Below are 26,421 nucleotides of genomic sequence, written 5' to 3'. Positions count from 1 at the left end.
AGACATGATTATTATAAATTCTTTAAATGAAATGAAAAGTTTTGATAAAAGTGTTGTTACTATAGGTAAATTTGACGGAATTCATAAGGGACATGAGGTTCTTATAGAAAAAACTGTTGATTATTCAAAACAAGAACAATTAACAAGTATAGTTTTTACATTCAAAAACAGCCCTATTAGTTATTTTTCTAATATTATAACTAGAGAAATAATAACAGAAGTAGAAAAAATGAATAAGCTTAAGTTATTAGGTGTAGATGTAGTTGTAGATATACCATTTAATAAAGATATGGCAGAAATATCAGCAGAAGACTTTGTGAAACAAATATTAGTTGATAAATTAGGAGCAAAAAAACTAATTATAGGGCATGATTTTGCTTTTGCAAGAAAGAGAGAAGGTACTCCGCCAATATTAAAAATATTAGGTAAAAAATACGGATTTGATGTGGAGGTAATTGAGCCTGTAGTTATAAATAACATAAGAGTAAGTAGTACTCATGTAAAAGATTTAATATATGCAGGAAGAGTGGGTGAAATAAAGAACTATTTAGGAAGAAACTATACAATAGAAGGTACAGTAATTCATGCAAAGCAGCTAGGTAGAACTTTAGGATTTCCAACGGCAAACCTTAGACTACAAGAAAATCTTATTATACCTAAAAGAGGCATATATGCTACAAAAGTATATATAGGCAATGAAGTATATGTTGGAGCTACAAATATTGGTTATAATCCTACCGTAGATGGAGAAAAAATGTCAGTAGAAACAAATATATTAGAATTTGACAAAGATATTTATGGCAAAACTATAAAACTTGAGTTTTTGGAAAGAATAAGAGATGAGAAGAAGTTTAAAGATTTAAACGAATTAAAAATACAATTAAAGATGGATACTAATTATATATATAAAAAGTATATTTGCAAAAGTAGCTAAGTTATGATAAAATAATCAAAGTAACCATTACTCGGCATGTGAATACTCCAATCAATGCTTAGTAAATGGCGATTATATTAAATTATTTGGAGGTACATCAAATGAATAAAACAGAAATAATAAAAGAATTCGGAAGAAAAGAAGGAGATACTGGTTCTCCAGAAGTTCAAATAGCTTTATTAACAGCTAGAATAAACGAATTAAATGAGCACTTAAAAGTTCACAAAAAAGACCACCATTCAAGAAGAGGATTATTAAAAATGGTTGGTAGAAGAAGAAACTTATTAGGTTACTTAAAAGAAAAAGACTTAGAAGGTTACAGAGCATTAATAGCTAAATTAGGATTAAGAAAATAATCTTATTACTTTATTTAAAGAGCAGGTATACTTATGGTATCTGCTTTTTTTGTATTGATAAAAGAATGAATAATTAATTTCTATAAGGGGGCAGTAGCCATGAAGATTAAAATACTGTGTGACAGCATGTGCGACATTCCTGAAGAAATAAAACAAAAAGACTTTTTAGATATGATTCCGCTTACTATCAGTATAAATGGGAAAGAATATAAAGACGGTATAGATTTTACTAAGCAAGAATTTTATCATGTTTTAGAAAGTAGTGAAACTTTACCTAAAACATCTCAAGTAACATACATTCAGTTCAAAGAAGCTTTTGAAAAATATGTAAATGAAGGATATGATGTGATTTGTTTAACCGGTTCATCAAATACGTCAGGAACATATCAAAGTGCAATGATGGCTAAAAATGATGTTTCTGGTAATATATATGTTTTTGATACATTATTTTTATCTTTAGGAAGTGGACAATATGTAATAAAAGCCTGTGAATTAGTGGAAAATAGTGATTTATGTGCTGATGAAATAGTTGGCAAATTAGAAGACATTAGAGAAAGCGTAAATTTATTTTTCGTACCCTTTACATTAGACTATTTAAAAGAAAGTGGAAGATTACCAAGTGTGGTATCTTTTGTAGGAAATATGTTAAATATAAAACCTATATGTACCATGGAAAATGGGAAAAATAAAATAGTAACAAAAGTTAGAGGAGCTAAACAAGTAGCCTCTAAACTAGTAGATATGATCTTAGAAGCTAACGAGCACAATTTAGAATCTAAAGTTCTTACAATAGGATATGGTTCTAATGAATCAGATTTTGAAAAACTTAAAGAAGAAGTTGCTAAAAGAATAAAAGCAAAGGAAGTCTTTATTACTAGAGGTGGATCTTGCATATGTGCACACACAGGGCCTCAAATTTTAGCAATAAGTTCTTCTAATTAATAAATAAGAGGATATACTAAAGCGCTAATTCTTTACATTGTATAATTATATTGTTAATTAGTAGTAATTTTGTTAATATAGTACATAGAAGAAATAGTGGTTTCAGTATAAGAGGAGGTACAAGCATTAATGTTTGAACATAAAATTTTTACAATGGATTTAGCAGGAAGAGAACTTTCTGTTGAAATAGGCAAAATTTCACAACTTGCTAGTGGTAGTGCAATACTTAGATATGGTGAGACTATGGTTATGGTAAACTGCTCAAAATCAGCTCAACCAAGAGATGGTGTAGACTTTTTCCCACTAAGTGTTGATTATGAAGAAAAATTATATTCAGTGGGTAAAATACCAGGTGGATTCTTAAAAAGAGAAGGTAAGCCATCAGAAAAAGCTATACTTACATCAAGACTTATAGATAGACCTATAAGACCTTTATTCCCAAAAACTTTTAGAAATGATGTGCAAGTTGTTGCTACAGTTTTATCAGTGGATCAAGATTGTACTCCTGATATAGTTTCTATGATAGGTTCATCAGTTGCTTTATCAATATCAGAAATACCTTTCAATGGACCAACAGGTTCTGTATGTATCGGCTTAGTTGATGGAGCGCTTGTAGTAAACCCTACAGCAGAAGAGAGAGAAAAGAGTTCACTACACTTAGTAGTATCAGGAACTAAAGAAGCGGTAATGATGGTTGAAGCTGGAGCTGATGAAGTACCAGAATCATTAATGCTTGAAGCAATATTAAAAGCACATGAAGAAATCAAAAAAATAGTTGAGTTTATAGAACAAATTCAAGCTGAAGTTGGAAAAGAAAAAATAGAATTTGTTGAAACTAAACCAAATGCTGAGATAGAGGCCAAAGTTAGAGAAATAGCTACTGAAGGAATGAAGGAAGCTGTTAGAGTTGTTGAAAAACTTGAAAGACAAGAAGCTATGGACGCTGTAAAAGAACAAACTGTAAATAGTTTTGATGAAGAAATTTTAGAAGAGTTTGGAAATGATATAATAGCTACACTAGATTCTATAATAAAAGAAGAAGTTAGGAAAGCTATCGTTCATGAAGGCAGAAGACCAGATGCTAGAAAAACTGATGAGATAAGACCAATATGGTGTGACCATGGATTTATACCAAGAGCTCATGGTTCAGGATTATTTACAAGAGGACAAACTCAAGTAATGACAGTTACAACTCTTGGAGCATTAGGTGATGTTCAAATACTTGACGGACTTGATGAAGAAGAAAACAAGAGATATATGCATCACTATAACTTCCCTGCATATTCTGTTGGTGAAGCTAGACCATCAAGAGGGCCAGGAAGAAGAGAAATAGGTCATGGAGCTTTAGCTGAAAGAGCTTTACTTCCAGTAATACCTTCAAAAGAAGAATTCCCTTATGCTATAAGACTTGTGTCTGAAGTATTAAGTTCAAATGGTTCTACATCGCAAGGTTCTGTTTGTGGTTCTACATTATCTTTATTAGATGCTGGTGTACCTTTAAAAGATATGGTTGCAGGTATTGCAATGGGACTTATAGAACATGATGGAAAAATGGCTATACTATCAGATATACAAGGTATGGAAGACCATTTAGGAGATATGGACTTTAAAGTTGCAGGTACTGAAAAAGGTATAACTGCTATACAAATGGATATAAAAATAGCTGGTATAGATGAAGAAGTATTAACAAGAGCATTAGCTCAAGCTAGAGTTGGTAGACTTCATATATTAAATGAAATGAGAAAATGCATAGATAAGCCAAATGAAGAATTATCTAAATATGCACCAAAAATAGTTACTATGAGAATTAACCCTGATAAGATAAGAGATGTTATCGGTGCTGGTGGAAAAGTAATAACTAAGATAATAGATGAAACTGGTGTTAAAATAGATATAGAACAAGATGGTGAAGTTTTCATAGCTGGTATAGATATTGAGATGATTAGACTTGCTAAGCAAAAAATATCTGACATAGTTGCAGAAGTTGAGTTAAACGAAATATATAAAGGTAAAGTTACAAGGGTAGTTAACTTCGGTGCTTTCGTTGAATTGCTTCCAGGAAAAGAAGGATTACTTCGCATAGGAAACATAGCTCATGAAAGAATAGAAAAAGTTGAAGATGTATTAAATGTTGGAGATGAAGTAGAAGTTAAGGTTACTGAAATAGATGACAAAGGTAGAGTAAATGTATCTAGAAAAGTATTATTACCTAGACCAGAAAGAAAAAATAAATAAAAATTCATTTATAAAATAAGGGAACGAGACATAGTCTCGTTTTTTTGTTGTGTATTTTTCTAACATATAGTCCAAGGTAGTCAATTTTAACCAAAGACATATGATTAGCCAAATGAATGAAGTGAATTTTTGGATAACAAGTCCTATTCCTAAGAATAAATTATAGGTTGTAATAATAAGCTTATAATAAGAAATAATTTGTACATATTAGGAGGAAACCAATATGATAATGATGGTGCTAAACAAAGGTAAACTAAAAAAAATAATAACTTTTATTCTAATCATTCTGCTTATAATATGTGGAATTGCTTTTACACTTAAGAAGAACCAAGCAACCCCAAGTATTAATATTCTAGACTTGGCAAAAGCCCCCTATACCCAGGGGACTAAAAAAAATAGTGGCTATGTTGCATTAACTTGCAACGTAGACCTAGGGTGGGAGGATGAGTATGTAATATCTATTTTGGAAACTTTAAAAAAGGAGAAGGTACATATTACTTTCAATGTCACAGGAAAATGGGCTGAAAATAAAAAGGACTTGCTTTTAAGAATCAAAAATGAAGGACATGAGATAGGCAATCATGGATATAAACACCTAGACTATGCTAATCTTTCATATGATGAAAATTATAATCAAATAAGTACTTCTAAGAAAATAATTGATGATACTATTGGAGAGGAAAGTAAATTTTTTCAAGCTCCAGCGGGTTCTTTTGGATCAAATACAGTTAAAGCAGCAGAACGTTTAAATTACATATGTTTCAAATGGGATGTGGATACTATTGATTGGCAAGATAGAGATAATCCTGAAAAAATTATTGAAAGAGTAAAGAATAAAAATATAGTAGATGGAAGTATTGTATTAATGCATCCAACAGATGCCACAACAAAATGCATAGATGATATTATTCAAATTATAAGAGAAAAAAACTTAAAACCAGGAAGGCTTAGCGATGTGTTTATTGTTGATTAAATTAAGCTTCTAAACTATAATTAATACTATAAATTTTTTTAACTTGTAAAAATTAAAGTATATAATGACGTATTAAAATTTGGAGGAAGATATGTATAAATGTCAAACCCTGAAAAATGGTCTCACCATTGTGGGAGAGGAAATACCTTATTTAAAATCCGTATCTCTTGGGATTTGGATAAATACAGGATCTAGGATAGAAACACCTAAGAAAAGTGGTGTGTCTCATTTTATTGAGCACATGTTGTTTAAAGGAACTAAAAATAGAAGTGCAAAAGACATAGCAAGAGATATAGATAATATTGGTGGACAAATAAATGCTTTTACAAATAAGGAATGTACATGCTATTATGTTCATCTTTTAGATGAACATATAAATATAGGAATAGATGTTTTAAGTGATATGATATTAAATTCAACCTTTAATAATAATGATATAGACAGAGAAAGAGTAGTAATATTAGAAGAGCTTAAAATGTATGAAGATTCGTTAGATGATTTATCTTATGATTTATTAGTAGAAAATGTATATGCTGATGATGGGTTAGGTATGAATATACTAGGGAATAGACAGACTATTAAAAGTTTAAAAAGAAAAGATATTCTAAATCATTATAGTAAGTATTATGTTCCTAATAATGCGGTCATATCAATTTGTGGTAATTTCAATTTTGAAGAAGTAGTAAAGGTTATTGAAGAAAAATTCAGTAAATGGGAAGAAAAGGAAGTAAACATAGAGGTAAATGAGGCTAAGTTTCACTCTTGTTTTATAACTAAAAATAAAGACAGTGAACAAGTTAATGTAGCAATTAGTTTAAAAGCTATACCAGAAGAGAATGAAAAAGAAGCTTATGCATTAGCAGTTGTAAACAATATATTTGGTGGAAGTAATAGTTCTAGACTGTTTCAAAGTATAAGAGAAGACAAAGGGCTGGTCTACTCCATATACTCCTCTCAGGCTTTATATAAAAAATGTGGCGAATTGGGTATATTTGCTAGTACCAGTGAAGAATACTTAAAAGAAGTCTATGACTTAATAATACAAGAAATAAAAAATATGAAAGAAAACTATATTACTGAAGAAGAACTTAAAGAAAGTAAGGAACAGTTAAAAGGTAATTATATATTAAGCCTAGAAAGTATTAGCTCAAAAATGCTATCTCATGGTGAGTCTATGTTGCTTAATAATAAAATTAAAAACGAAGATGAAATTATTGAACATATAAATAGCGTAAATATGGAACAAGTTGAAGCAATTATTAATAAAGTATTTAATATAGAGAACTTAGGAGTATGTATAGTAGGAAAAAACGTAGAAGGTGTTCAGATATAATTGTAAAAATTCAATTTGAGTAATGGATTTATCCGAAGTAATAACGAGGATATATCGTTGACGATATGAACGAAGTGAATTTTAATTTATCGGGGTGAAAATATGAATTTATCTGAATTAGCTGGAAAAGAAATAGTAAACTTAGTTAGTGGAGAAAGACTTGGAGTAATTGGTGAGTGCGATATTATAATAGATGAAACTACAGGAAAAATATTGGCACTTTCAATACCAAGAGAAAGAGGATTTTTTGGTATAAAAAGAGATAGAGGAGATTTAGAAATTCCGTGGAGGAATGTAAAGAAAATTGGCAATGATATGATAATCATTGAATATGATGGAATATTTTAGGAGGCATTTATGGGGATTCTAGTACAAAAATTTGGTGGTACATCGGTAGCATCAGTTGAAAAAATGAATGAAGTGTGTAATATAATAGAACAATATAAGAAAAAGGGCAACGACTTAGTGATAGTAGTTTCAGCCATGGGAAGAAAGGGAGAACCCTATGCGACTGATACACTAATAAATTTATGTACTAATGTTAACAAAAAATCTAAAAAACGAGAACTTGACTTAATAATGTCTTGCGGAGAAATAATATCAGGAACAATACTATCATCTATGTTAGAAGCGAGGGGAATATCATCAGTATTTCTAACAGGAATGCAAGCTGGAATAATAACAACTAAGGTTTATTCAAATTCAAAAATAAAAGAAATAAATCCAACAAGAATTCATAGAGAACTAGACGAAGGCAAAGTAGTTGTTATAGCCGGATTCCAAGGAGGAACAGAAGACGGAGAGGTTACTACTTTAGGAAGAGGAGGAAGTGACACATCTGCAGTTGCCATAGGAAAAGCATTGGGAAGTGAAACTGTACAAATTTACACAGATGTAGATGGAATAATGACTGCTGATCCAAGAATAGAGCCATCAGCAAAAATACTTGATTATTGTGATTATGAAGAAGTATTCCAAATGGCAGAAAAAGGTGCAAAAGTTATTCACCCAAGAGCGGTAGAACTTGCTAAAAATGGAGATATTGTTTTAGAAATAAAAAATACTTTAAACCCTACATGTAAAGGAACTAGAATCGGTTTAACTCGTGGTGCAACAAGTAATTATGAAGACTTCCAATCTAGATTTATGACATCAGTAGCCCATAAAGACAATATAGCTCAGATTAAGGTGAAATCATCTGAAGAATTGTTTTCAAAGATATTAAATGAAATGGAAGAAAAACATATAAATTTAGATATGATAAACTTCTTTACAGAAGAAAAGGCCTTTGCATTGGAGCACAATTATATTTTTGCTGTAGAAGAAATTTTACAAAAATATAATGTAAAATATGATATTAGAAAACATTGTGCAAAGGTAACTTTAATTGGTTCAAAAGTTACAGAAACTCCTGGTGTTATTGCAAAAGTAGTTAGAGCTTTATCAAAGGCAGGTATTACTCTTTTACAATCATCAGATTCATATACATGTCTTACTTGCTTAGTAAAAGAAGAAGATATGATAGAAACTGTTCATGCTATTCATAATGAATTTGCAGATTAATAGCATAAAAAAGCAAGATATATTTTATCTTGCTTTTTTTAGTGGTCAAAACTTAGACTAAGAAACTTAAGAATGATTTCATTCTCATTGGGAAAGATAAAATTAAATATATTATATGAGGTGAAATAAATGATAAAAAAAGAAAATAATATGAATGAATACATAAATGATAATAATTATAATAACTATGATTTGAATCAGTTGGGATTTGAAGATGAAGAATATGAAGAAAATAAACCTGAAAACAATGAAAGTAATAATGCCAACAATAGCGATAATGAAGGCGAAGATGAAGACAGTGATAAAGTTCAAAATATAAAACAAATGGGAGTTCCCAATATGCCTTCTAATGCACAAAAAGAAGTTCAATGTATAACTATAATAGGAGAAATTGAAGGTCACTTTGTAGGTAATCCACAGAAAAAATCTACAAAATATGAACATATAATACCTTTATTATATTCTGTAGAAGAAAGTGCTGAAATTAAAGGAATCTTAGTTATATTAAATACTGTAGGTGGAGATGTGGAAGCAGGTCTTGCCATGGCAGAGTTAATTAAGAGTATATCTAAGAAAGTCGTAACACTTGTACTTGGAGGAAGTCACTCCATAGGAGTTCCTCTTGCAACAGCAGGAGATTATTCTTATATTGCTCCAACTGCAACAATGATTGTTCATCCAATAAGAACAAATGGACTAGTTATAGGTGTTAACGAAACTTTTGAATACTTTAAGAAAATGCAAGAAAGAATAGTAGAATTTATAACAAGAACTTCTAATATAGAAAGAGAAGAGTTAAATAAGCTTATGCATGCAAAAGATGAGCTTGTAAGTGATGTGGGAAGTGTTTTAATAGGCAAAGAAGCAGTTGAATGTGGCCTTATAGATGAAGTAGGTGGATTAAAAGAAGCATTAGCAAAATTAAGAGAGTTAATAAAAGAAGACTACAAAAATGAAGGAAATAAATAAGATTTGTTTAAAATAAGTAATATGTGATATAATGATTTAATATTAAAAGTGTTAATGTATACCATTAACACTTTTAAGTTTTAATGAATTTATAATTGATTTGGTTTGTGGATAAATTATAAATTTGAATTGATAAGGTATAAGAAATAAGAGGTGAGATTGGTGGCTAAGAAAAAAAGTAAAGGCGCTAAGAATAAAAAGCATAACAAAGATAGAATAATAGTATCTGGAGAATATTATAATCTAGTAACTGTATTTATAGGAATATTTTTATTATATAGCTTAAACTCAAATTCAATGGGCCTTATAGGACAATTTATACAAGACACTTTTAAAGGATTGTTTGGAGCTCTTGCATTAATTATTCCATTGCTGATAATAATTATAGGAATTCTTGGATTTTTCGAAAGAAATGAATATGTATATAGAATGAAAAAAAGCAAAACAGTCTATATTTTCATAGTCTTTTTATTCATTTTTTATGGATTGTTTAATGCAAGAAAAATTCCAGTTGATAATCCACTAAAAGCTAACATGTATAGAGATGTTATGCAAATGGGGATTGATGGAAGTGGTTGCGGTCTGATCACATCAACAATAGCATACTTTATTAAAGCGGTATTCGGGTTAACAGGTGGATGGTTAATTAGTGTATTTGCTCTATTCATTACAGTAATGTACACATTTAATATATCTCTAAAAGACTTAATAGAAGGTATTACTAATAAGTCTAGCAAAATAAAAAATGGAAATGTAAATGTGAAAGATAAGGTATCTAATTTAAAAGAGTCTGCAATTAATTTAGTAACTGAAGAAGTTGATGAAACTACTCAAGTTGGTAAAAATAAAAAAGGTTTTTTGAAGAATATTTTTAATAAAAATGATAAAAATGAAGAACTAGAAAATACTTTAGTTGAACCAAGTTCTGATGATGAAGACAAAACGATAAAAATAGTAGGATTTAATAAAAGTGATGACGATTATCTAGAAATTTTAGAAGGTACAAATAGTATGCCAGAATTAGATGTACTTAAGGACCTTCAAAATACAAACCCTAATGTTAAAATGAGCGACACAATGAGTAATACTAAAACTAAAGCTAATACTAATATTGAAAAAACTGCTCCAATAAACTTAGGAGATGCAAATGATTTACAAATTAATAGTCAATCAAATTATGAAAACTATACAAAACCAAGTTTAGATTTAATAACTAAAATTGGACACAAAGGTAATGAAAATGATAAAAGAAAGGCATTAGAAAATGCATCTTTATTAATCAAAACATTATCTAATTTTGGTGTTGATACAAAAATGGGTCAAGTAACTCTAGGACCTACTATAACAAGATACGAAGTGCAACCAAATCCAGGAGTTAAAGTAAGTAGAATTGTAAACTTATCAGATGACATAGCTCTTTCTTTAGCTGCAAAAAGTATAAGAATAGAAGCTCCAATTCCAGGTAAAAGTGCCATAGGAATAGAAGTTCCTAATGACGAACCACAGGTAGTAGGACTTAGAGATGTTATTGGAAGTAAAGAATTTAAAGAAGATTCATCATCTCTTGCCATAGGACTTGGAAAAGATATAAGTGGAAATCCGGTGATTGCAGATATTGGCAAAATGCCACATTTACTTGTAGCAGGGGCTACTGGTTCAGGTAAGTCAGTTTGTATAAATACAATAATAAATTCTGTATTATACAAAGCAACACCAGATGAAGTAAAACTATTGCTTATAGATCCGAAAGTAGTGGAGCTTGCTCATTATAATGGTATACCTCATTTACTTTCACCAGTTGTTACTGATCCTAAAAAGGCAGCAAATGCACTAAACTGGGCAGTAGTTGAAATGAATAAAAGATATAAGTTGTTTGCTGATTTAGGAGTAAAGGATATAACTAGTTATAATGAAAAAAGTGAAACTAAACTTCCAAAAGTAGTAATAATAATAGATGAGTTAGCTGACTTAATGATGGCATGTGCTAACGAAGTTGAAGATTATATATGTAGACTTGCTCAAATGGCTAGGGCAGCAGGTATGCATTTGATTATAGCAACACAAAGACCTTCTGTTGATGTAATAACGGGAGTTATAAAAGCAAATGTTCCGTCTAGAATTGCCTTTGCAGTTTCATCACAAACAGACTCAAGAACTATATTAGATATGGGTGGAGCAGAAAAACTACTTGGAAAAGGTGATATGCTATTCTATCCACTAGGAGCTGCAAAACCGGTAAGATTACAAGGGGCTTATATATCTGAAGATGATTCTGAAAAAGTAATAAGCTTTGTAAAAGGCCAAGTAAAAGAAGAAATTAAATATGAAGAAGAAATAATACAAACTATTTCAAAAACTGCTAACATAAAAAATGATGATGTAGATGAATTCTTAGAAGATGCTATTGCCTTTGTAGTACAAAGTGGTCAAGGATCATCTTCTATGCTACAAAGAAAGTACAAAATAGGATTTAACAGAGCGGCTAGATTGATTGATTCAATGGAAGAAAGAGGAATAGTTGGTCCTAGTGAAGGAAGTAAACCTAGAAAAGTACTAATAACAATGGAAGAATTAGCAAAATTAGAAGGTGAATAAAATTTGAAAACAATTAAAATAGAAGATGCTTTAAAATTAGAAAAAACAATTTTTATAGATGTTAGAACAGAGAGAGAATACTTAGATGATCATATATTAAATGCATATAATATGCCATTATTTGATAATGATGAGTATTGTGAGGTTGGTACAATATATAAACAAGAGGGGAAACACGAAGCTATAGATAAGGGTTTTGACTTTGTTTCCCCAAAGTTAAAAGATATGTATAAACTAGCAAAAGAATTATCGAGTGATTATGAACATATAGTGATATACTGTGCAAGGGGTGGAATGAGAAGTGGCTCTGTAGCTAATTTACTTAGTTCTATAGGTATAGACTTATACAAGTTAGAAGGAGGCTATAAATCATATAGAAATTATGTGAAAAATTATTTAAGTAATATAATGGACAAAAAGCAATTTATAGTTCTTCATGGATTAACTGGAGTTGGCAAAACAGAGTTATTAATAGAATTGGACAAAAATAATATAGATATGGTGGATTTAGAATATATGGCTAGAAATACTGGTTCTGTATTTGGATTTATAACTTATGATGAAAAACCTCCAACACAAAAAACTTTTGAAACTAGAATATTTGAATCATTATTTTTCTCAAAGAGTGATTATTTATTCGTAGAAAGTGAAAGTAAAAGAGTAGGTCATGTACTTGTTCCAAATGATATATATGAAGGAATAATAAGAGATGGATATCACATACTTATAGAATGTGACGTAAAAGACAGAGTGAAAAGACTTTGCAAAGATTATATCTATGATAGAAATGAGGATAATATACAAGCCTTAAAGCAATGTATAAATACATTTAGAAAAAGACTTGGAAATAAAACTGTGGATGAATACTTAGAATTATTAGACAATGAAAAATATGAAGAATTAGTAGAACAGTTTTTAGTGTACTACTATGACCCTCTTTATATGCATTCGGTAAATCAATACAAGTATAACGACGTAATTAAATTCGAAGACATAAATGGCACAATAGAAAAATTGATAAGTTTTCATAAGACAGCAATGGAAGGAGTTAAACAATGTTAAAAATAGCACTAGAATCGTTAGGTTGTTCGAAAAACCTAGTAGATGCAGAAATAATGATGGGTATATTAAATAAAAAGGGTTACAAACTTACAGGAGATTTTGATGAGGCAGATGTGATTTTAGTAAATACATGTGGATTTATAGAATCAGCAAAACAAGAGTCTATAGAAACTATAATAGAATTTGCAAATCTTAAAGAAACTGGAAATTTAAAATTACTTATTGTTACAGGATGTTTAGCTCAAAGATATTCAGACGAATTAAGGGAAGAAATCCCTGAAATAGATGCAATAGTAGGCACAGGAAGTTACCAAAATATTGACGAAATTTTAGCAAATTTACAAAAAGAAAAACAAATAATTAGTTTAAATGATATAGAAGTTGTGTACAATGAAGATTTACCAAGATATATTTCAACACCAGAATATATGGCATATATAAAAATAAGCGAAGGTTGCGATAAGCATTGTACCTACTGTATAATACCTAAATTAAGAGGTAAGCAAAAAAGTAGAAAAATAGAAGATATAGTGGCAGAAGCTAAGAACTTAGCACAAGATGGAGTAAAAGAACTTGTAGTTATAGCACAAGATTCTACAATGTATGGTTCAGATATATATGGAGACGCGAAGCTACCACAATTATTAGAGGAATTGGCTAAAATAGAAGGATTAAAATGGATAAGAATAATGTACTCATATCCAGAATCAATAACAGAAGAATTAGTAGATGTTATAAAAAGAAATGATAATATTTGCTCTTACTTTGATATGCCAATACAACATGCAAGTAACAAAGTATTAAAACTAATGAATAGACAAACTACTAAAGAAGAATTACTTGATAAAATAAATATGATTAGAACTGCGATACCTGATGCAACACTTAGAACAACACTAATAACAGGATTCCCAGGAGAAGATGAAAAAGATTTTGAAGAACTTGTGGAATTTGTTAAAGAAGTGAAATTTGATAAATTAGGTGTATTCCCTTACTCAAGAGAAGAAGGAACAGCAGCAGATAAGCTTCCTAATCACTTAGAACAAGAAGTGAAGGAAGAAAGAAGAGATGTTATAATGATGATTCAACAAAGCATCTCAGAAGAAATAAACAAAAACAAAGTAGGTAAAGCATATGAAGTTTTAATAGAAGAACAAATTGAGGACAATGTATACATTGGAAGAACTAAATTCGATGCAGAAGAAATTGACAGCATAGTATATGTAAAATCACATACTAATCTAGAGCCAGGAGATTTTGCAAATGTTAAAATAAACACTGCCCTAGAGTATGATTTAATGGGGGATATACAAGATGAATCTACCAAATAAATTAACATTACTTAGAATTTTGTTGATACCGGTATTTGTAATTATAATGATGTTAGATATTACAAATCATTATTTAATTGCCTGTTTAATATTTATTATTGCATCAATAACAGATGCTCTAGATGGTCATATTGCAAGAAAAAATAATTTAGTTACTGACTTTGGAAAATTTATGGATCCTTTAGCAGATAAGCTATTAGTAATATCAGCTCTTATATGTATGATAGAATCAAATTTAGTTGCAGGCTGGATGGTTATTATTATAGTTGCAAGAGAACTTACAGTAAGTATCCTAAGAGCTATAGCTGCAGCTGATGGAAAAGTTATAGCAGCCAGTGGCGGGGGAAAAATAAAAACAATAAGTCAAATGTTGGCAATAATAATATTACTTCTTGGAGCTAATATAGATAATAGACTATTATTACAAGTTGGAACAATATTTATGTTAATTGCAACATTTTTCACTTTATACTCTGGAGCTGACTATTTATATAAAAATAAAGAATTATTTATGAATAGCAAATAAATTATAAATCCTTTCTGAATTAAATTCAGGAAGGATTTTTTTAAAAAAATAAAAAATATTCGTATAAAAGTTTATATATAAGTTTATAAATATAAATGTATGTCTTTATATTTAAACTAATTTATAATATATGTTAAAGATAAAGCTCAAATTCAATTGACTAAGAAAGTTTTATAAGATATAATGAAAGTGATATATAGAACAAATGTTTGCAAAAAGGAAGGATGAAATAATATGAGTATAGAAAAAGAAAAATTACAAGCTCTTAATCAGGCTTTAGGAAAAATAGAAAAAGACTTTGGTAAAGGATCTGTTATGAGGCTTGGAGAAGCAACTTCAATGAATATAGACGTAATATCTACAGGATCTATAGGATTAGATATTGCAGTAGGTATTGGTGGACTTCCTAAGGGAAGAATTGTTGAAATATATGGACCAGAATCTTCAGGTAAAACAACAGTTGCTCTACATACAGTAGCTGAAGCACAAAAAAACGGTGGTATAGCTGCATTTATAGATGCAGAACATGCCCTAGATCCAGTATATGCAAAAGCTTTAGGTGTAGATATAGATAACTTAATAATTTCACAACCAGATACAGGGGAACAAGCTCTTGAAATAACAGAAGCTTTAATAAGATCTGGAGCTATAGATATAATAGTAGTTGACTCAGTGGCAGCCTTAGTTCCAAAAGCAGAAATAGAAGGGGAAATGGGGGATTCTCACGTTGGTCTTCAAGCAAGGCTTATGTCTCAAGCTTTAAGAAAGTTAACTGGTTCAATAAAAAAATCAAACTGTGTGGCCGTATTTATAAACCAATTAAGAGAAAAGGTGGGTATAATGTTTGGTAACCCAGAAACTACAACAGGTGGACGTGCTCTTAAATTCTACTCATCAGTAAGACTTGATGTAAGAAGAATAGACAGTATTAAACAAGGAGATAAAGTACTTGGAAATAGAACAAGAGTAAAAGTCGTTAAAAACAAAGTTGCACCTCCATTTAAACAAGCTGAATTTGATATAATGTATGGAGAAGGAATATCCAAAATAGGTGACTTATTAGATATAGCAGCAGATGTTGACATAGTTAAAAAATCCGGTTCATGGTATGCATATAATGATATAAAACTTGGACAAGGTAGAGAGAATGTTAAGAAATTCTTAGCTGATAATATGGACTTAACTGATGAAATAAATACTAAAGTTAGAGAACATTATAACCTTGATAAAGCAGTTGTGGAAGAAGATAGCCAAAGTGAAGAATAAATATGAATACACCCCTCCTATAAACTTGACATGAATTAGAAAAAATTATAAAATTAAATGAGGATAAAATATTTTAAATTATGATGATTTTATTTAAAGTATTCCAAGATTATAGATAAAGAAACTTTATTAAATTTAAAACTTGGGCCTTATAGTGAAAAAGGGCATAATTTAAATGATGCTAAAGAATAATATTGATATTTTGGGATTATTACAAAAGGAGGTGGATGTCATAGAAATAATAGCCAGCATACTTGGTTTAGCTATTGGTATTATAGTTGGATATTTTGTTAGAAAAAATATATCTGAAACTAAAATTGGTGAAGCTAAAGACTTAGCCAAAGATATAATAGATAAAGCAAACAAAGACTCAGAAACAATAAAAAAAGAAAAATTATTAGAAGCAAAAGAAGAGATTCACAAATGGAGAACTGATGCTGAAAAAGAACAAAGAGAAAGACGTAATGAAGTTCAAAAGTATGAAAGAAGAGTTCTTCAAAAAGAAGAATCCATTGAAAAGAAGCAACAAAACTTAGAGACTAAAGAATCTAGTTTAAATGAAAAATTAAAAGTAGTACAAAGAAAAGAAGAAGAAGTAGAAGAAATAAAAGTTAAACAACTTGAAAAGCTTGAAGATATATCTGGGGTTACTTGTGAAAAAGCTAAAGATATAATTCTTTCAAATGCTGAAAGAGAAGTAAGACATGAAATGTCTATAATGATTAAGGATATTGAAACGCAAGCTAAAGAAGAAGCTGAAAAGAAATCTAGAGAAATAATAGGCTATGCTATCCAAAAATGTGCAGCAGATCATGTTGCAGAAACAACAGTAACTGTTGTTAATTTACCAAATGATGAAATGAAGGGGAGAATAATAGGTAGAGAGGGAAGAAATATAAGAACTCTAGAAACTTTAACAGGTATAGATCTTATAATTGATGACACTCCAGAAGCTGTAATTTTATCAGGCTTCGATCCTATTAGAAGAGAAGTAGCAAGAATAGCATTAGAAAAGCTAATATCAGATGGTAGAATACATCCAGCTAGAATAGAAGAGATGGTAGAAAAGGCAAGAAGAGAAGTTGATAATATCATAAAAGAGTTTGGAGAACAAGCTACTTTTGAAACTGGTGTGCATGGATTACATCCTGAACTAGTTAAATTACTTGGTAGATTGAATTATAGAACAAGTTATGGACAAAATGTATTAAAACATTCAATAGAGGTCGCTCATATAGCAGGAATTATGGCTGCGGAAATTGGAGCAGATATAAAACTAGCTAAGAGAGCAGGTCTGCTTCATGATATAGGTAAAGCAGTAGATCACGAAATGGAAGGAACTCATGTTGAAATAGGTATGGATTTACTTAGAAGATACAAAGAATCCAAAGAAATTATACATGCAATGAGTACTCACCATGGAGATTATGAGCCACAAATAGTTGAGGCTGTGTTAGTTACAGCAGCAGATGCCATATCTGCAGCAAGACCAGGTGCAAGAAGAGAAACTTTAGAGGCGTATATTAAGAGATTAGAGAAACTTGAAGAGATAGCTAATTCTTATGAAGGTGTAGAAAAGTCTTATGCAATTCAAGCTGGTAGAGAGATTAGAATAATGGTTAAACCTGATAGTGTAAATGATGAAGAACTTCATTTATTAGCTAGAAAGATGACTAAAGAAATTGAGGACGAGCTTGAATACCCAGGTCAAATAAAAGTAAGTATAATAAGAGAAACAAGAGCAATAGAATATGCTAAATAATAAAAAGGAGAGTTTTAACTCTCCTTTTTTGATTAAAATATATGTAAAGCATTACTTAGTTTGAATAGCAAGTAATACAACTGTTTAAATGATTATGTGAAATTAATTTTACTATAATAAAATGTATATATTTGATAATATAGTAAAATATATGTTTAAATGATATAATTACTATAAAGGGGGAATGCAAATTGAGACAAAATATTAATATTAAATCACAATTAGATGCATTAAAAGTAAAAGAAGTTGAACAAATTTTTTACGAAAAGAACTATGACAATACAAATGTAGTGCCAAAAGTTACTCCTTTTAGAGGAATTAACACAGATTTATTATATATAAAAAATAATAAAATACTTTTTATAAAATTTATGGATACAAGTGAAGATTTATTTTCTATATTAGACGAAGAATTAATTGAAGTAATGAATGAAGAATATGAGTTGTTAAAATTGAAAATGGCTCAATTTTATAATAATATTAGTTTTAATTATGTATTTGTAATGCCTTATGTGGATATAGAAGAGACATATGGCTTAGAAGATTTTATTAGCAATAATATAATAGACAAGAGTAAATTAAAAAGTATAATCCATAATAAAGAAGAGTTAGACAATTATTTAAAAAAGGAAAATAATGAAATAGAGCTAAATTTATATATTTTAGATATATGTCCAGAATACTATGACTTAAATGGTGCTTACCATCTTAACAAAGAGTTTAAAAAAATAACTTTTTCTCAGGATGAGTATAATTATAGTGCTACTATGATTACAGACGAACAATTAGAAATATCACTTTCTATTAATTATGGAAATGTATTGATAGAAGGTCCTACAGGTAGTGGTAAAACAACTATTATGATGAGCAGAGCTATAAAATTAGCACGTATATATCCGCACCATAACTTTATAATCTTTACTCATACTAAGCAACTTTGTAACCAACTTAGAGAAAGTCTTAAACTATTATATAAAGATAATAATAACTTAGAGGTACATACAATTTCATCTTTTGTATTTAAATTATCTAAAAAGTATAACTTAATACTAGATTATGGTTTATTAAAAAAGGATTATGAGAAAACTTTTAATAATTTGATAAAACAAGCTAAAAATGTTATAAAAAATAAAAAAATGTTTAAAGGTATATTTATAGATGAAAGTGAAAGTTTTGATAGAAGAGATATTGAGTTTATTCAAGAATTTTTATATGAAACTAAATATATACTTAATGTGTATTACTGTGAATCTTTAAACATATATAATAGTGTAAATATATACAAAAGTCCTTTGCAAAATATTGATTTTGATGAAAAAACACTTCTTAGAAAAAATTATAGACAGAAAAATGCAGTTATTGACTTTTCTAATAAATTTTGTGTAAGTGCTAATAATTATATAAAAGATTTGAGAAGTAATGTAAAGCGAGACATATATATACCTAGTGATATTGTTATGGAAGGTGGAATTTCAACTCAAATTGTGAAAGTAGAAGATTTAGAAGAACAAATTAATTCAATACTATGGGAAATTGAATATCTTGTAAATAACAAAGGATTGAATTACAGTGACATAGCCATTGTATTTCCATATAATAAAAAGAAATTGAAAAATGGAAAAACAATATATTTTCAATATATCCTTAGAAAGGCATTGGATGATGTAAGTATTCCATATATTGTTGGAGATGATAATTTAACTAAATATGGTAAAAAAAGTGGTATAACCATATCAAACTTATACTTTATCAAAAGCTTAGAATATAAAGCAGTTGTATTTTGCGAATTAGAAATGTTATATAATCAAACTATAAATGAGCAAGATCAAGATTATCAAGTGAATGACTTTATAGGTGATCTTAATAAAATATATATGGTTATGAATAGAGCTAGTGAATATTTAACATTTATAACCACTTTTAACGAAAAATCTAGTGAATTAATCAATATACTAGTTAATTCTGTAAATAAGTAATGACTTAAAGAAGCACTTATGTGCTTCTTAATTATTTATCCAAATAAACTTAAAATTTTAATATAAATTAATAATATATAAAGTTAAAAATTGATTAAAATAATAATGAAAGGAGACCTTATGGATAATAGTTATATATTGAGTGAGAGAGAATTTGAAATATTTGAATTATTTTCAATAAAAATGACACCAGCGACCAAAAAAGACTATTTTAGTAAGATACTTTTATTTAAAGAAAAAACTAATGTGGAAAACTTGCTAGAAGTAACAAAAAACGAATGTATGGATTTTATATCTTTTGTAGAAGATGAATATGCCACATCAACAAGTGAAAAGATTTTTAGCTACTTACATAGTTTTTATGCTTTTATGAAAAGAGAAAAATATATTGAATTAAATCCATTTACTTTTGTTAAAAAGCCTATAGTTACAAGAGAAAAAGGTAAAAAAGATGTGTTAAGTATACAAGAAATAAATCAGCTAATAGATTCTTTAGGTAAACTTAATTCTAGGGATAGACTAATAATGGTATTTTTAGTTACAACAGGGTGTTTATTAAACGAATTAGTAAGAGTCAAATGGAAAGACTTAATTGTAGATGAAGAAAATAATTTCTATGTAAGACTTGGTCAGGGTAAAAAAGAAAGAGTTATAAAACTTCATCCATATTGTTTCAGACTTATAGAAAGTTATAGATATTTTTCTGGGCTTAGTGAAATAATAATACCTTCTGAGGATTACATATTTACGACACAAAAAAGCCAATCTATTACAGATAGAAATGTAAGATTAATAGTAAAAAAAGCTTTTGATATGGCGGGATTACCTCAATACTCAGCAAAAGATTTAAGGCATTCATATGCAGCTATTTCTTTAATGCTTGGAGCAGATAAAGAAGATATAAAGAAACAGTTGGGATGGAGTGATAAATACTATGCTATAAGATATAAACACGTGTTAAATTTTGTTGATAGTGAGAGTATTGATTATATACTTGGCAAAGATAATTTTAAATTAAACAAAAAATGATATGAACAAAAATTGTGAAAAGTATTGTTATTGTTCGTAGAATTATATATAATAATCTTTGTAGAATAAAAAGATTTAGGGATGGTGCAAAAAATGATAGAAAATAAGTACACAACATATTCAAATCCTTTAACAGAAAGATATTGTAGCAAAAACATGAGCTATATTTTTTCTCCTCAATTTAAGTTTTCAACTTGGAGAAAGCTATGGATTGCATTAGCTGAGGGTGAAAAAGAACTAGGAATAAACATAAGTGATGAGCAAATAGAGGAATTAAAAACTCATATAGATGATATAAATTTTGATGAAGCAAAAAAAATAGAAAAAGAAGTAAGACATGATGTAATGAGTCATGTTAAGGCTTATGGACTTCAATGCCCAAAAGCAAAAGGGATAATTCACTTAGGTGCAACATCAGCTTATGTTGGTGATAATACAGATGTTATTCAAATGAATGAAGCATTAAAATTAATAAGAATTAAACTTGTTAATTTAATTGATAATCTTAAAGATTTCTCTTTAAAATATAAAGATGTTCCAACATTAGGATTTACACACTTTCAAGCAGCTCAGCTTACAACAGTAGGAAAAAGGGCTACTCTTTGGGCGCAAGACTTAATAATCGATCTAGAAGACTTAAACTATAGATTAGAAAATATGAAGCTTAGAGGAGTAAAAGGAACTACTGGAACTCAAGCAAGTTTCATGAGTTTATTTGAAAATGACACAAATAAAATAAAAGAATTAGATAAAATAGTATGTGAAAAAATGGGATATAAAGAATCTTATAAAGTAAGTGGTCAAACATATACTAGAAAATTAGATTCTCAAGTATTAAATGTACTTGCTGGAATAGCACAAAGTATGCATAAGATGACAAATGATATAAGATTGTTACAAAGCTTAAAAGAGTTAGAAGAGCCATTTGAAAAAAATCAAATAGGATCATCTGCGATGGCTTATAAGAGAAATCCAATGAGAAGTGAAAGAATAGCTTCTTTATCTAAGTTTATAATTTCTGAATCAATATCACCAGCTTTAGTAGAAGCCACACAATGGTTAGAAAGAAGTTTAGATGATTCAGCTAACAAAAGACTTGCTATACCACAAGCATTTATGGCTGCAGATGCAATATTAGATATAGGCATAAATGTAACTGATGGGTTAGTTGTATATGAAAATATGATAAGAAAACATATAGATGAGGAATTACCATTTATGGCTACAGAAAATATACTTATGGAAGCTGTAAAAAGAGGTGGAGATAGACAGGAATTACATGAGGTAATAAGAGAGTTATCTATGAAAGCGGCTTACAGGGTTAAACATGAAGGTTTAAATAATAATCTAATTGAATTAATAATTGAAGATGAAGCATTCAAAATGTTAAATAAGGAAGAAATAATATCTATATTAGACCCTATGAACTTTGTAGGGAGAGCTCCTCAGCAAGTTGTAGAGTTTGTAGAAGAATATTTAGAGCCAGCTATAAGCGATTATAAAGATTGTATAGGTTTAGAAGTAGACTTGAGAGTATAATTATAATAAAGAGCCATATTGGCTCTTTATTTTATTTTGGTTAAAATTAAAGTTTTAATAGGTATTTAGAAGTTTTAATGAATTAATTTCATAAAAAGTAATATTATAGTAAGTTATAATAATATTAGAAAATTAAAATAGGGATATTTATAAAAAGTATTGTACTACAAATATTTTTATTGTAAACTATAGAAGTGGGAAAAAGTCAATAAATTAAGCATCTGAGGTGATTAAATGAACTGTATAGTAACAAATACAATTGGTTTTTTATCAAAAACCTTTCCTAAAATTTACTCAAGTCTTTACTTAGAATACCTAAAGAAATATTCGGCATTATACAATGTAAATAAAACACAATTAAGAGCTTTAGTATTCATAAAAAATCATGGTAGTATAAGTATGACAGAGCTATGTGCTAAATTAAATATAGAAAAAGGTAGTCTAACAAGTATGATAGATGATCTAACTAAAAAAGGCTATGTTTATAGGGAAAAGGATTTAGCGGATAGAAGAAAATACATGATAGTTATTACAGAAGAAGGGGAAAAGTTAGCTATAAACTTTACTAGTAAATTAAGTGATGAACTAGAACAAAAGCTATTTAAGCTAGACGAAAGTGATAGATTAAGGTATCAAGAGGCTCTAGAAACTCTTCAGTACATACTAAATAAAGAAGAATTAAATTAATAAAAAAACCATCTTACTTTTGTAAGATGGTTTTTAGTTATGTTTAGAAATTATATATTAAGCTTTAGCTAAAGCAGATTTTTCTTTTTCTAATTGAGAATATTCTTCTAGAGCTTCTTTTAATAATTGACCAGCTCTTCTTAAGTCTTCTTCTTTTAACACATAAGCAAGTCTAATTTCGTTTTTACCAAGACCTGGAGTAGAGTAGAAACCTTCAGCAGGAGTACACATAACAGTTTCATTATCTCTTCTAAATTCTTTTAATGTCCAAGCAACAAAATCTTCAGCATTTTCAACTGGTAATTTAGCAACTATATAAAATGCACCCATAGGCTTTTCACATATAACGCCTTCGGCTTTCATTAATTCATTATATAAAGTATCTCTTCTGTTTCTATACTCGTCATTAACTTCTTTGAAATAAGATTTTGGAGTATTATATAAAGCTGCAGCACCTAATTGTTCTATTGTAGCAACACAAAGTCTTCCTTGGCAAACTTTCATTACTTCAGCCATGAATTGTTTGTTTTTGCAAGCTATAGAACCTATTCTAGCACCACAAGCACTGTATCTCTTAGAAACACTGTCTATAATAATAACTCTATCTTCGACTTCTTTAATATTTCCAAAACTTGTATACTCAAGCCCTTCATATACGAACTCTCTATACACTTCATCAGCTATTATCCATAAATCTTTTTCTTTAGCTATTTCAGCTATCATTTGAACTTCCTCTTTAGTATATACGCATCCAGTTGGATTTCCTGGGTTAACAACTAGTATAGCGGAAGTCTTATCGTCTATTTTAGCTATTATTTCTTCTTTAGAAGGTAAGTGGAAACCGTTTTCTGCAACTGTAGTAACAGATTTTACCTCAACATTTAAACATTGTGCAAAACCATTGTAGTTTGTATAGAATGGTTCAGGAACTAATATATTATCCCCTGGGTCACATGCAGCCATAAAAGCAAATAATAAAGCTTCACTACCACCATTAGTAACTATAATATCTTCACTTGCGAAATTCATGTCGTATGTAGTGTAATATTTTCTTATAGCTTCAATTAATTCAGGCATTCCTTGAGAACCTGCATATTCTAAAACTTTTTTGTCGAAATTTTTAACTGTGTTAAAAAACCCTTCTGGAGTTATTATATCTGGTTGGCCTATATTTAGGTGGTATACATTAACTCCCTCAGCCTTAGCAGCTGAAGCGAATGGTGCTAACTTTCTTATAGGTGATTGTTGCATTGAACTAAGTCTTTTTGAAAATTTCATTTGAATATTCCCCCTTATAAACATATGAATTGATTATTTAATCTCAATCTACCTTAATATTAGCATAATGGCGAATAAACTGCAGTATTATAAAAAAATATATTTCCAAAAAATCTAATAAATATCTTAATTATTTTTTATACAATCTTTTTAATTGCATATAGTGAAATTTCAATAGTACAATAATAATTAAAGTAAGAATATAAAACATTTACAAAGAAACTTTGTTAAAATATAATTTATGTAAGATGCTGTTTAAAAATAATAGTTTATAAATAAGGCTATATGATAGAGGAGTTTATAATGAAAGAGCTTGGAATGGATACATTAAATAATAGTAAAGTTATTATTGCAAGAGAAAGAATCAATAGACCATTGGACAAAATGAATAATAAGACTAATAAAAGCATTGAAAACAATGAGTATAGCAAATCATGTCCATTTTGTAGAGGGAATGAAGGTAATATATCTGATGAAACTTGTGTCATAAATAAAGATAATAAATGGATAATTAAATCAGTTAAGAATAGATATCCTATTATAGATGAGAACCCTCTAAATGAAATAAAAGGAGAGCATGAGGTAATAATAGATACATATAAACATAACGGAAACTTTTATAATATGATAGAAGAAGAGTTTTATAATTTGCTATTAATGTATAAAGTTAGGTTTAACTCACTTAAAAAGGATGAAAATGTTAAATATATATGTTTATTTAAAAATTATCTAAGAGAAGCAGGAGCATCATTAATGCATTCTCATTCTCAAATTTTATCTCTACCATTTATTCCTCCAGATTTAGAAAATGAATATAAAGTTTGTGAGGAATTTTATGAAAAAATGGGTATAAATATGTATAATCATCTTATTATACAAGAAATTGAAAATGAAAAAAGAGTTATACATGATAGTGAAAACTTTTTGGTGTTTGTACCTGAGATTTGTAAATTTACAGGGGATACGGTTATCCTATTTAAACATAACACATATTTTTATGACTTAAATGATGAAAATATAAAAGAATTATCTATTATATTAAAGAAATTATTTGAAAGAATATATGAAGAGTATGGAAACTGCCCATTTAATTTATATATTCATACTCACCCTGTAAATATAGAAAAAGATTACAAAGATAAGTATAATGCACATATTCATATTGTCCCAAGAAAATTTAATTTTGGAGGATTTGAATTGAGTACTGGTATGTATGTATCATCAGTTAAATCAGAGGATATAGCAAATAGATTAAAATTTGACTAATAAAAAGGAGAAAAATATGAAACTTATATCATGGAATGTAAATGGAATAAGAGCTTGTGTGAGTAAAAATTTTATGGAGTTTTTTAATGAAGTTGATGCAGATATATTTTGCTTACAAGAAACAAAGTTACAAGAGAATCAAATAGACTTACAGCTTGAAGGATATTTTCAATATTGGAACTATGCAAAGAAAAAAGGATACTCAGGAACAGCTATTTTTACAAAAAAGGAACCATTAAGTGTGACTTATGGAATAAATATTGAAGAACATGACCAAGAGGGAAGAGTAATAACTCTAGAATTTGAAGACTTTTATATGGTAACAGTATATACACCAAACTCTCAAAGTGAATTGAAGAGACTAGATTACAGAATGAAATGGGAGGATGATTTTAGAGCATACTTGAAAAAACTTGATGAAACAAAGCCTGTTATAGTATGTGGTGATTTAAATGTGGCGCATAAAGAAATTGACTTAAAAAATCCAAAAACTAATAGAAAAAATGCTGGATTTACGGATGAAGAAAGAAATAAGTTTACAGAACTACTTAATAAAGGTTTTATCGATACATTTAGATATTTTTATCCAGATGAAGCAAATGTATACTCATGGTGGTCTTATAGATTTAAGGCTAGAGAAAAGAATGCAGGATGGAGAATAGATTATTTTTGTACATCTGAAAAATTAAAAGAAAGATTAGTAAGTGCTAAAATACATACAGATGTATTAGGATCAGATCACTGTCCAGTGGAACTTATAATTAAATAATATAAAAATCCTTCCAAATATTAAAGGAAG

General features: G+C 28.9%; 22 protein-coding genes. 21 read left to right on the top strand and 1 reads right to left on the bottom strand.

Features of this window, described 5'->3' with window-relative positions; all coding sequences use genetic code 11:
• Nucleotides 1-4 precede the first annotated feature (4 nt).
• From TEGL_RS13770 to TEGL_RS13680, 19 genes are all read left to right on the top strand, one after another.
• Nucleotides 5-934 (top strand): bifunctional riboflavin kinase/FAD synthetase, encoded by a 930-nt coding sequence (locus tag TEGL_RS13770; RefSeq protein ID WP_018589640.1) that lies wholly within the window; start codon nt 5-7, stop codon nt 932-934.
• Between the two features lie 101 nt (nt 935-1,035).
• Nucleotides 1,036-1,290, top strand: a complete 255-nt coding sequence (gene rpsO, locus TEGL_RS13765) for a 30S ribosomal protein S15 (RefSeq protein ID WP_018589639.1) — start codon at nt 1,036-1,038, stop codon at nt 1,288-1,290.
• 99 nt (nt 1,291-1,389) lie between these two features.
• Entirely contained in the window at nt 1,390-2,232 is an 843-nt protein-coding gene (locus tag TEGL_RS13760; RefSeq protein ID WP_018589638.1) for a DegV family protein, read from the top strand.
• A gap of 129 nt (nt 2,233-2,361) precedes the next feature.
• On the top strand, nt 2,362-4,467 hold the full coding sequence (gene pnp, locus TEGL_RS13755) for a polyribonucleotide nucleotidyltransferase (protein ID WP_018589637.1): 2,106 nt from the start codon (nt 2,362-2,364) through the stop codon (nt 4,465-4,467).
• Nucleotides 4,468-4,690: 223 nt separating this feature from the next.
• Nucleotides 4,691-5,440 carry a polysaccharide deacetylase family protein gene (locus TEGL_RS13750; protein WP_018589636.1) on the top strand — a complete coding sequence of 250 codons (750 nt, stop codon included), beginning with the start codon at nt 4,691-4,693 and terminating at the stop codon, nt 5,438-5,440.
• A 91-nt stretch (nt 5,441-5,531) separates the two neighbouring features.
• Nucleotides 5,532-6,773, top strand: coding sequence for a M16 family metallopeptidase (locus TEGL_RS13745; protein WP_018589635.1), 1,242 nt, complete (start codon nt 5,532-5,534; stop codon nt 6,771-6,773).
• 102 nt (nt 6,774-6,875) lie between these two features.
• On the top strand, nt 6,876-7,121 hold the full coding sequence (locus TEGL_RS13740) for a YlmC/YmxH family sporulation protein (RefSeq protein ID WP_018589634.1): 246 nt from the start codon (nt 6,876-6,878) through the stop codon (nt 7,119-7,121).
• Nucleotides 7,122-7,130: 9 nt separating this feature from the next.
• Nucleotides 7,131-8,336 carry an aspartate kinase gene (dapG, locus tag TEGL_RS13735; protein WP_018589633.1) on the top strand — a complete coding sequence of 402 codons (1,206 nt, stop codon included), beginning with the start codon at nt 7,131-7,133 and terminating at the stop codon, nt 8,334-8,336.
• Nucleotides 8,337-8,660: 324 nt separating this feature from the next.
• Entirely contained in the window at nt 8,661-9,305 is a 645-nt protein-coding gene (locus TEGL_RS13730) for an ATP-dependent Clp protease proteolytic subunit (protein ID WP_103978956.1), read from the top strand.
• 162 nt (nt 9,306-9,467) lie between these two features.
• Complete coding sequence (locus tag TEGL_RS13725) at nt 9,468-11,900, top strand: FtsK/SpoIIIE family DNA translocase (protein WP_018589631.1); 2,433 nt, start codon at nt 9,468-9,470, stop codon at nt 11,898-11,900.
• A 3-nt stretch (nt 11,901-11,903) separates the two neighbouring features.
• Nucleotides 11,904-12,962, top strand: a complete 1,059-nt coding sequence (gene mnmH / locus TEGL_RS13720; RefSeq protein WP_018589630.1) for a tRNA 2-selenouridine(34) synthase MnmH — start codon at nt 11,904-11,906, stop codon at nt 12,960-12,962.
• Nucleotides 12,956-14,293: a 30S ribosomal protein S12 methylthiotransferase RimO gene (gene rimO / locus TEGL_RS13715; protein ID WP_018589629.1), complete on the top strand. Its 1,338-nt coding sequence runs from the start codon at nt 12,956-12,958 to the stop codon at nt 14,291-14,293. The genes mnmH and rimO overlap by 7 nt, the downstream gene beginning before the upstream one ends.
• Nucleotides 14,277-14,819 carry a CDP-diacylglycerol--glycerol-3-phosphate 3-phosphatidyltransferase gene (gene pgsA, locus TEGL_RS13710; protein WP_018589628.1) on the top strand — a complete coding sequence of 181 codons (543 nt, stop codon included), beginning with the start codon at nt 14,277-14,279 and terminating at the stop codon, nt 14,817-14,819. Before rimO ends, pgsA begins: the two co-directional genes overlap by 17 nt.
• 234 nt (nt 14,820-15,053) lie before the next feature.
• Entirely contained in the window at nt 15,054-16,085 is a 1,032-nt protein-coding gene (gene recA / locus TEGL_RS13705) for a recombinase RecA (protein WP_018589627.1), read from the top strand.
• Between the two features lie 178 nt (nt 16,086-16,263).
• Nucleotides 16,264-17,847, top strand: a complete 1,584-nt coding sequence (gene rny, locus TEGL_RS13700; RefSeq protein WP_416389620.1) for a ribonuclease Y — start codon at nt 16,264-16,266, stop codon at nt 17,845-17,847.
• Nucleotides 17,848-18,038: 191 nt separating this feature from the next.
• Nucleotides 18,039-19,823, top strand: a complete 1,785-nt coding sequence (locus TEGL_RS13695; protein ID WP_018589625.1) for a DEAD/DEAH box helicase family protein — start codon at nt 18,039-18,041, stop codon at nt 19,821-19,823.
• Between the two features lie 120 nt (nt 19,824-19,943).
• Complete coding sequence (locus tag TEGL_RS13690; RefSeq protein WP_018589624.1) at nt 19,944-20,852, top strand: tyrosine-type recombinase/integrase; 909 nt, start codon at nt 19,944-19,946, stop codon at nt 20,850-20,852.
• A 93-nt stretch (nt 20,853-20,945) separates the two neighbouring features.
• Nucleotides 20,946-22,391, top strand: a complete 1,446-nt coding sequence (purB, locus tag TEGL_RS13685) for an adenylosuccinate lyase (protein ID WP_018589623.1) — start codon at nt 20,946-20,948, stop codon at nt 22,389-22,391.
• Nucleotides 22,392-22,625: 234 nt separating this feature from the next.
• Nucleotides 22,626-23,078, top strand: a complete 453-nt coding sequence (locus TEGL_RS13680; RefSeq protein ID WP_018589622.1) for a MarR family winged helix-turn-helix transcriptional regulator — start codon at nt 22,626-22,628, stop codon at nt 23,076-23,078.
• Between the two features lie 57 nt (nt 23,079-23,135).
• Here TEGL_RS13680 and TEGL_RS13675 read toward each other — a convergent pair whose 3' ends face one another.
• Nucleotides 23,136-24,356 (bottom strand): pyridoxal phosphate-dependent aminotransferase, encoded by a 1,221-nt coding sequence (locus TEGL_RS13675; protein WP_018589621.1) that lies wholly within the window; start codon nt 24,354-24,356, stop codon nt 23,136-23,138.
• Between the two features lie 303 nt (nt 24,357-24,659).
• Between TEGL_RS13675 and TEGL_RS13670 the strand changes: the two genes are divergently transcribed.
• The gene (locus TEGL_RS13670) at nt 24,660-25,622 is read left to right on the top strand and encodes a galactose-1-phosphate uridylyltransferase (protein ID WP_018589620.1); all 963 of its coding nucleotides are present in this window, start codon (nt 24,660-24,662) and stop codon (nt 25,620-25,622) included.
• 16 nt (nt 25,623-25,638) lie between these two features.
• A complete protein-coding gene (locus TEGL_RS13665) occupies nt 25,639-26,391 on the top strand; it encodes an exodeoxyribonuclease III (protein WP_018589619.1) in 753 nt (250 codons plus the stop codon).
• Nucleotides 26,392-26,421: the final 30 nt, after the last annotated feature.

The organism is Terrisporobacter glycolicus ATCC 14880 = DSM 1288 (genome assembly GCF_036812735.1).
GTDB classification, from domain to species: Bacteria; Bacillota; Clostridia; order Peptostreptococcales; family Peptostreptococcaceae; genus Terrisporobacter; species Terrisporobacter glycolicus.
Note: the sequence above shows the minus strand (reverse complement) of the source record. Positions and strands in the feature narration are given on the sequence as shown.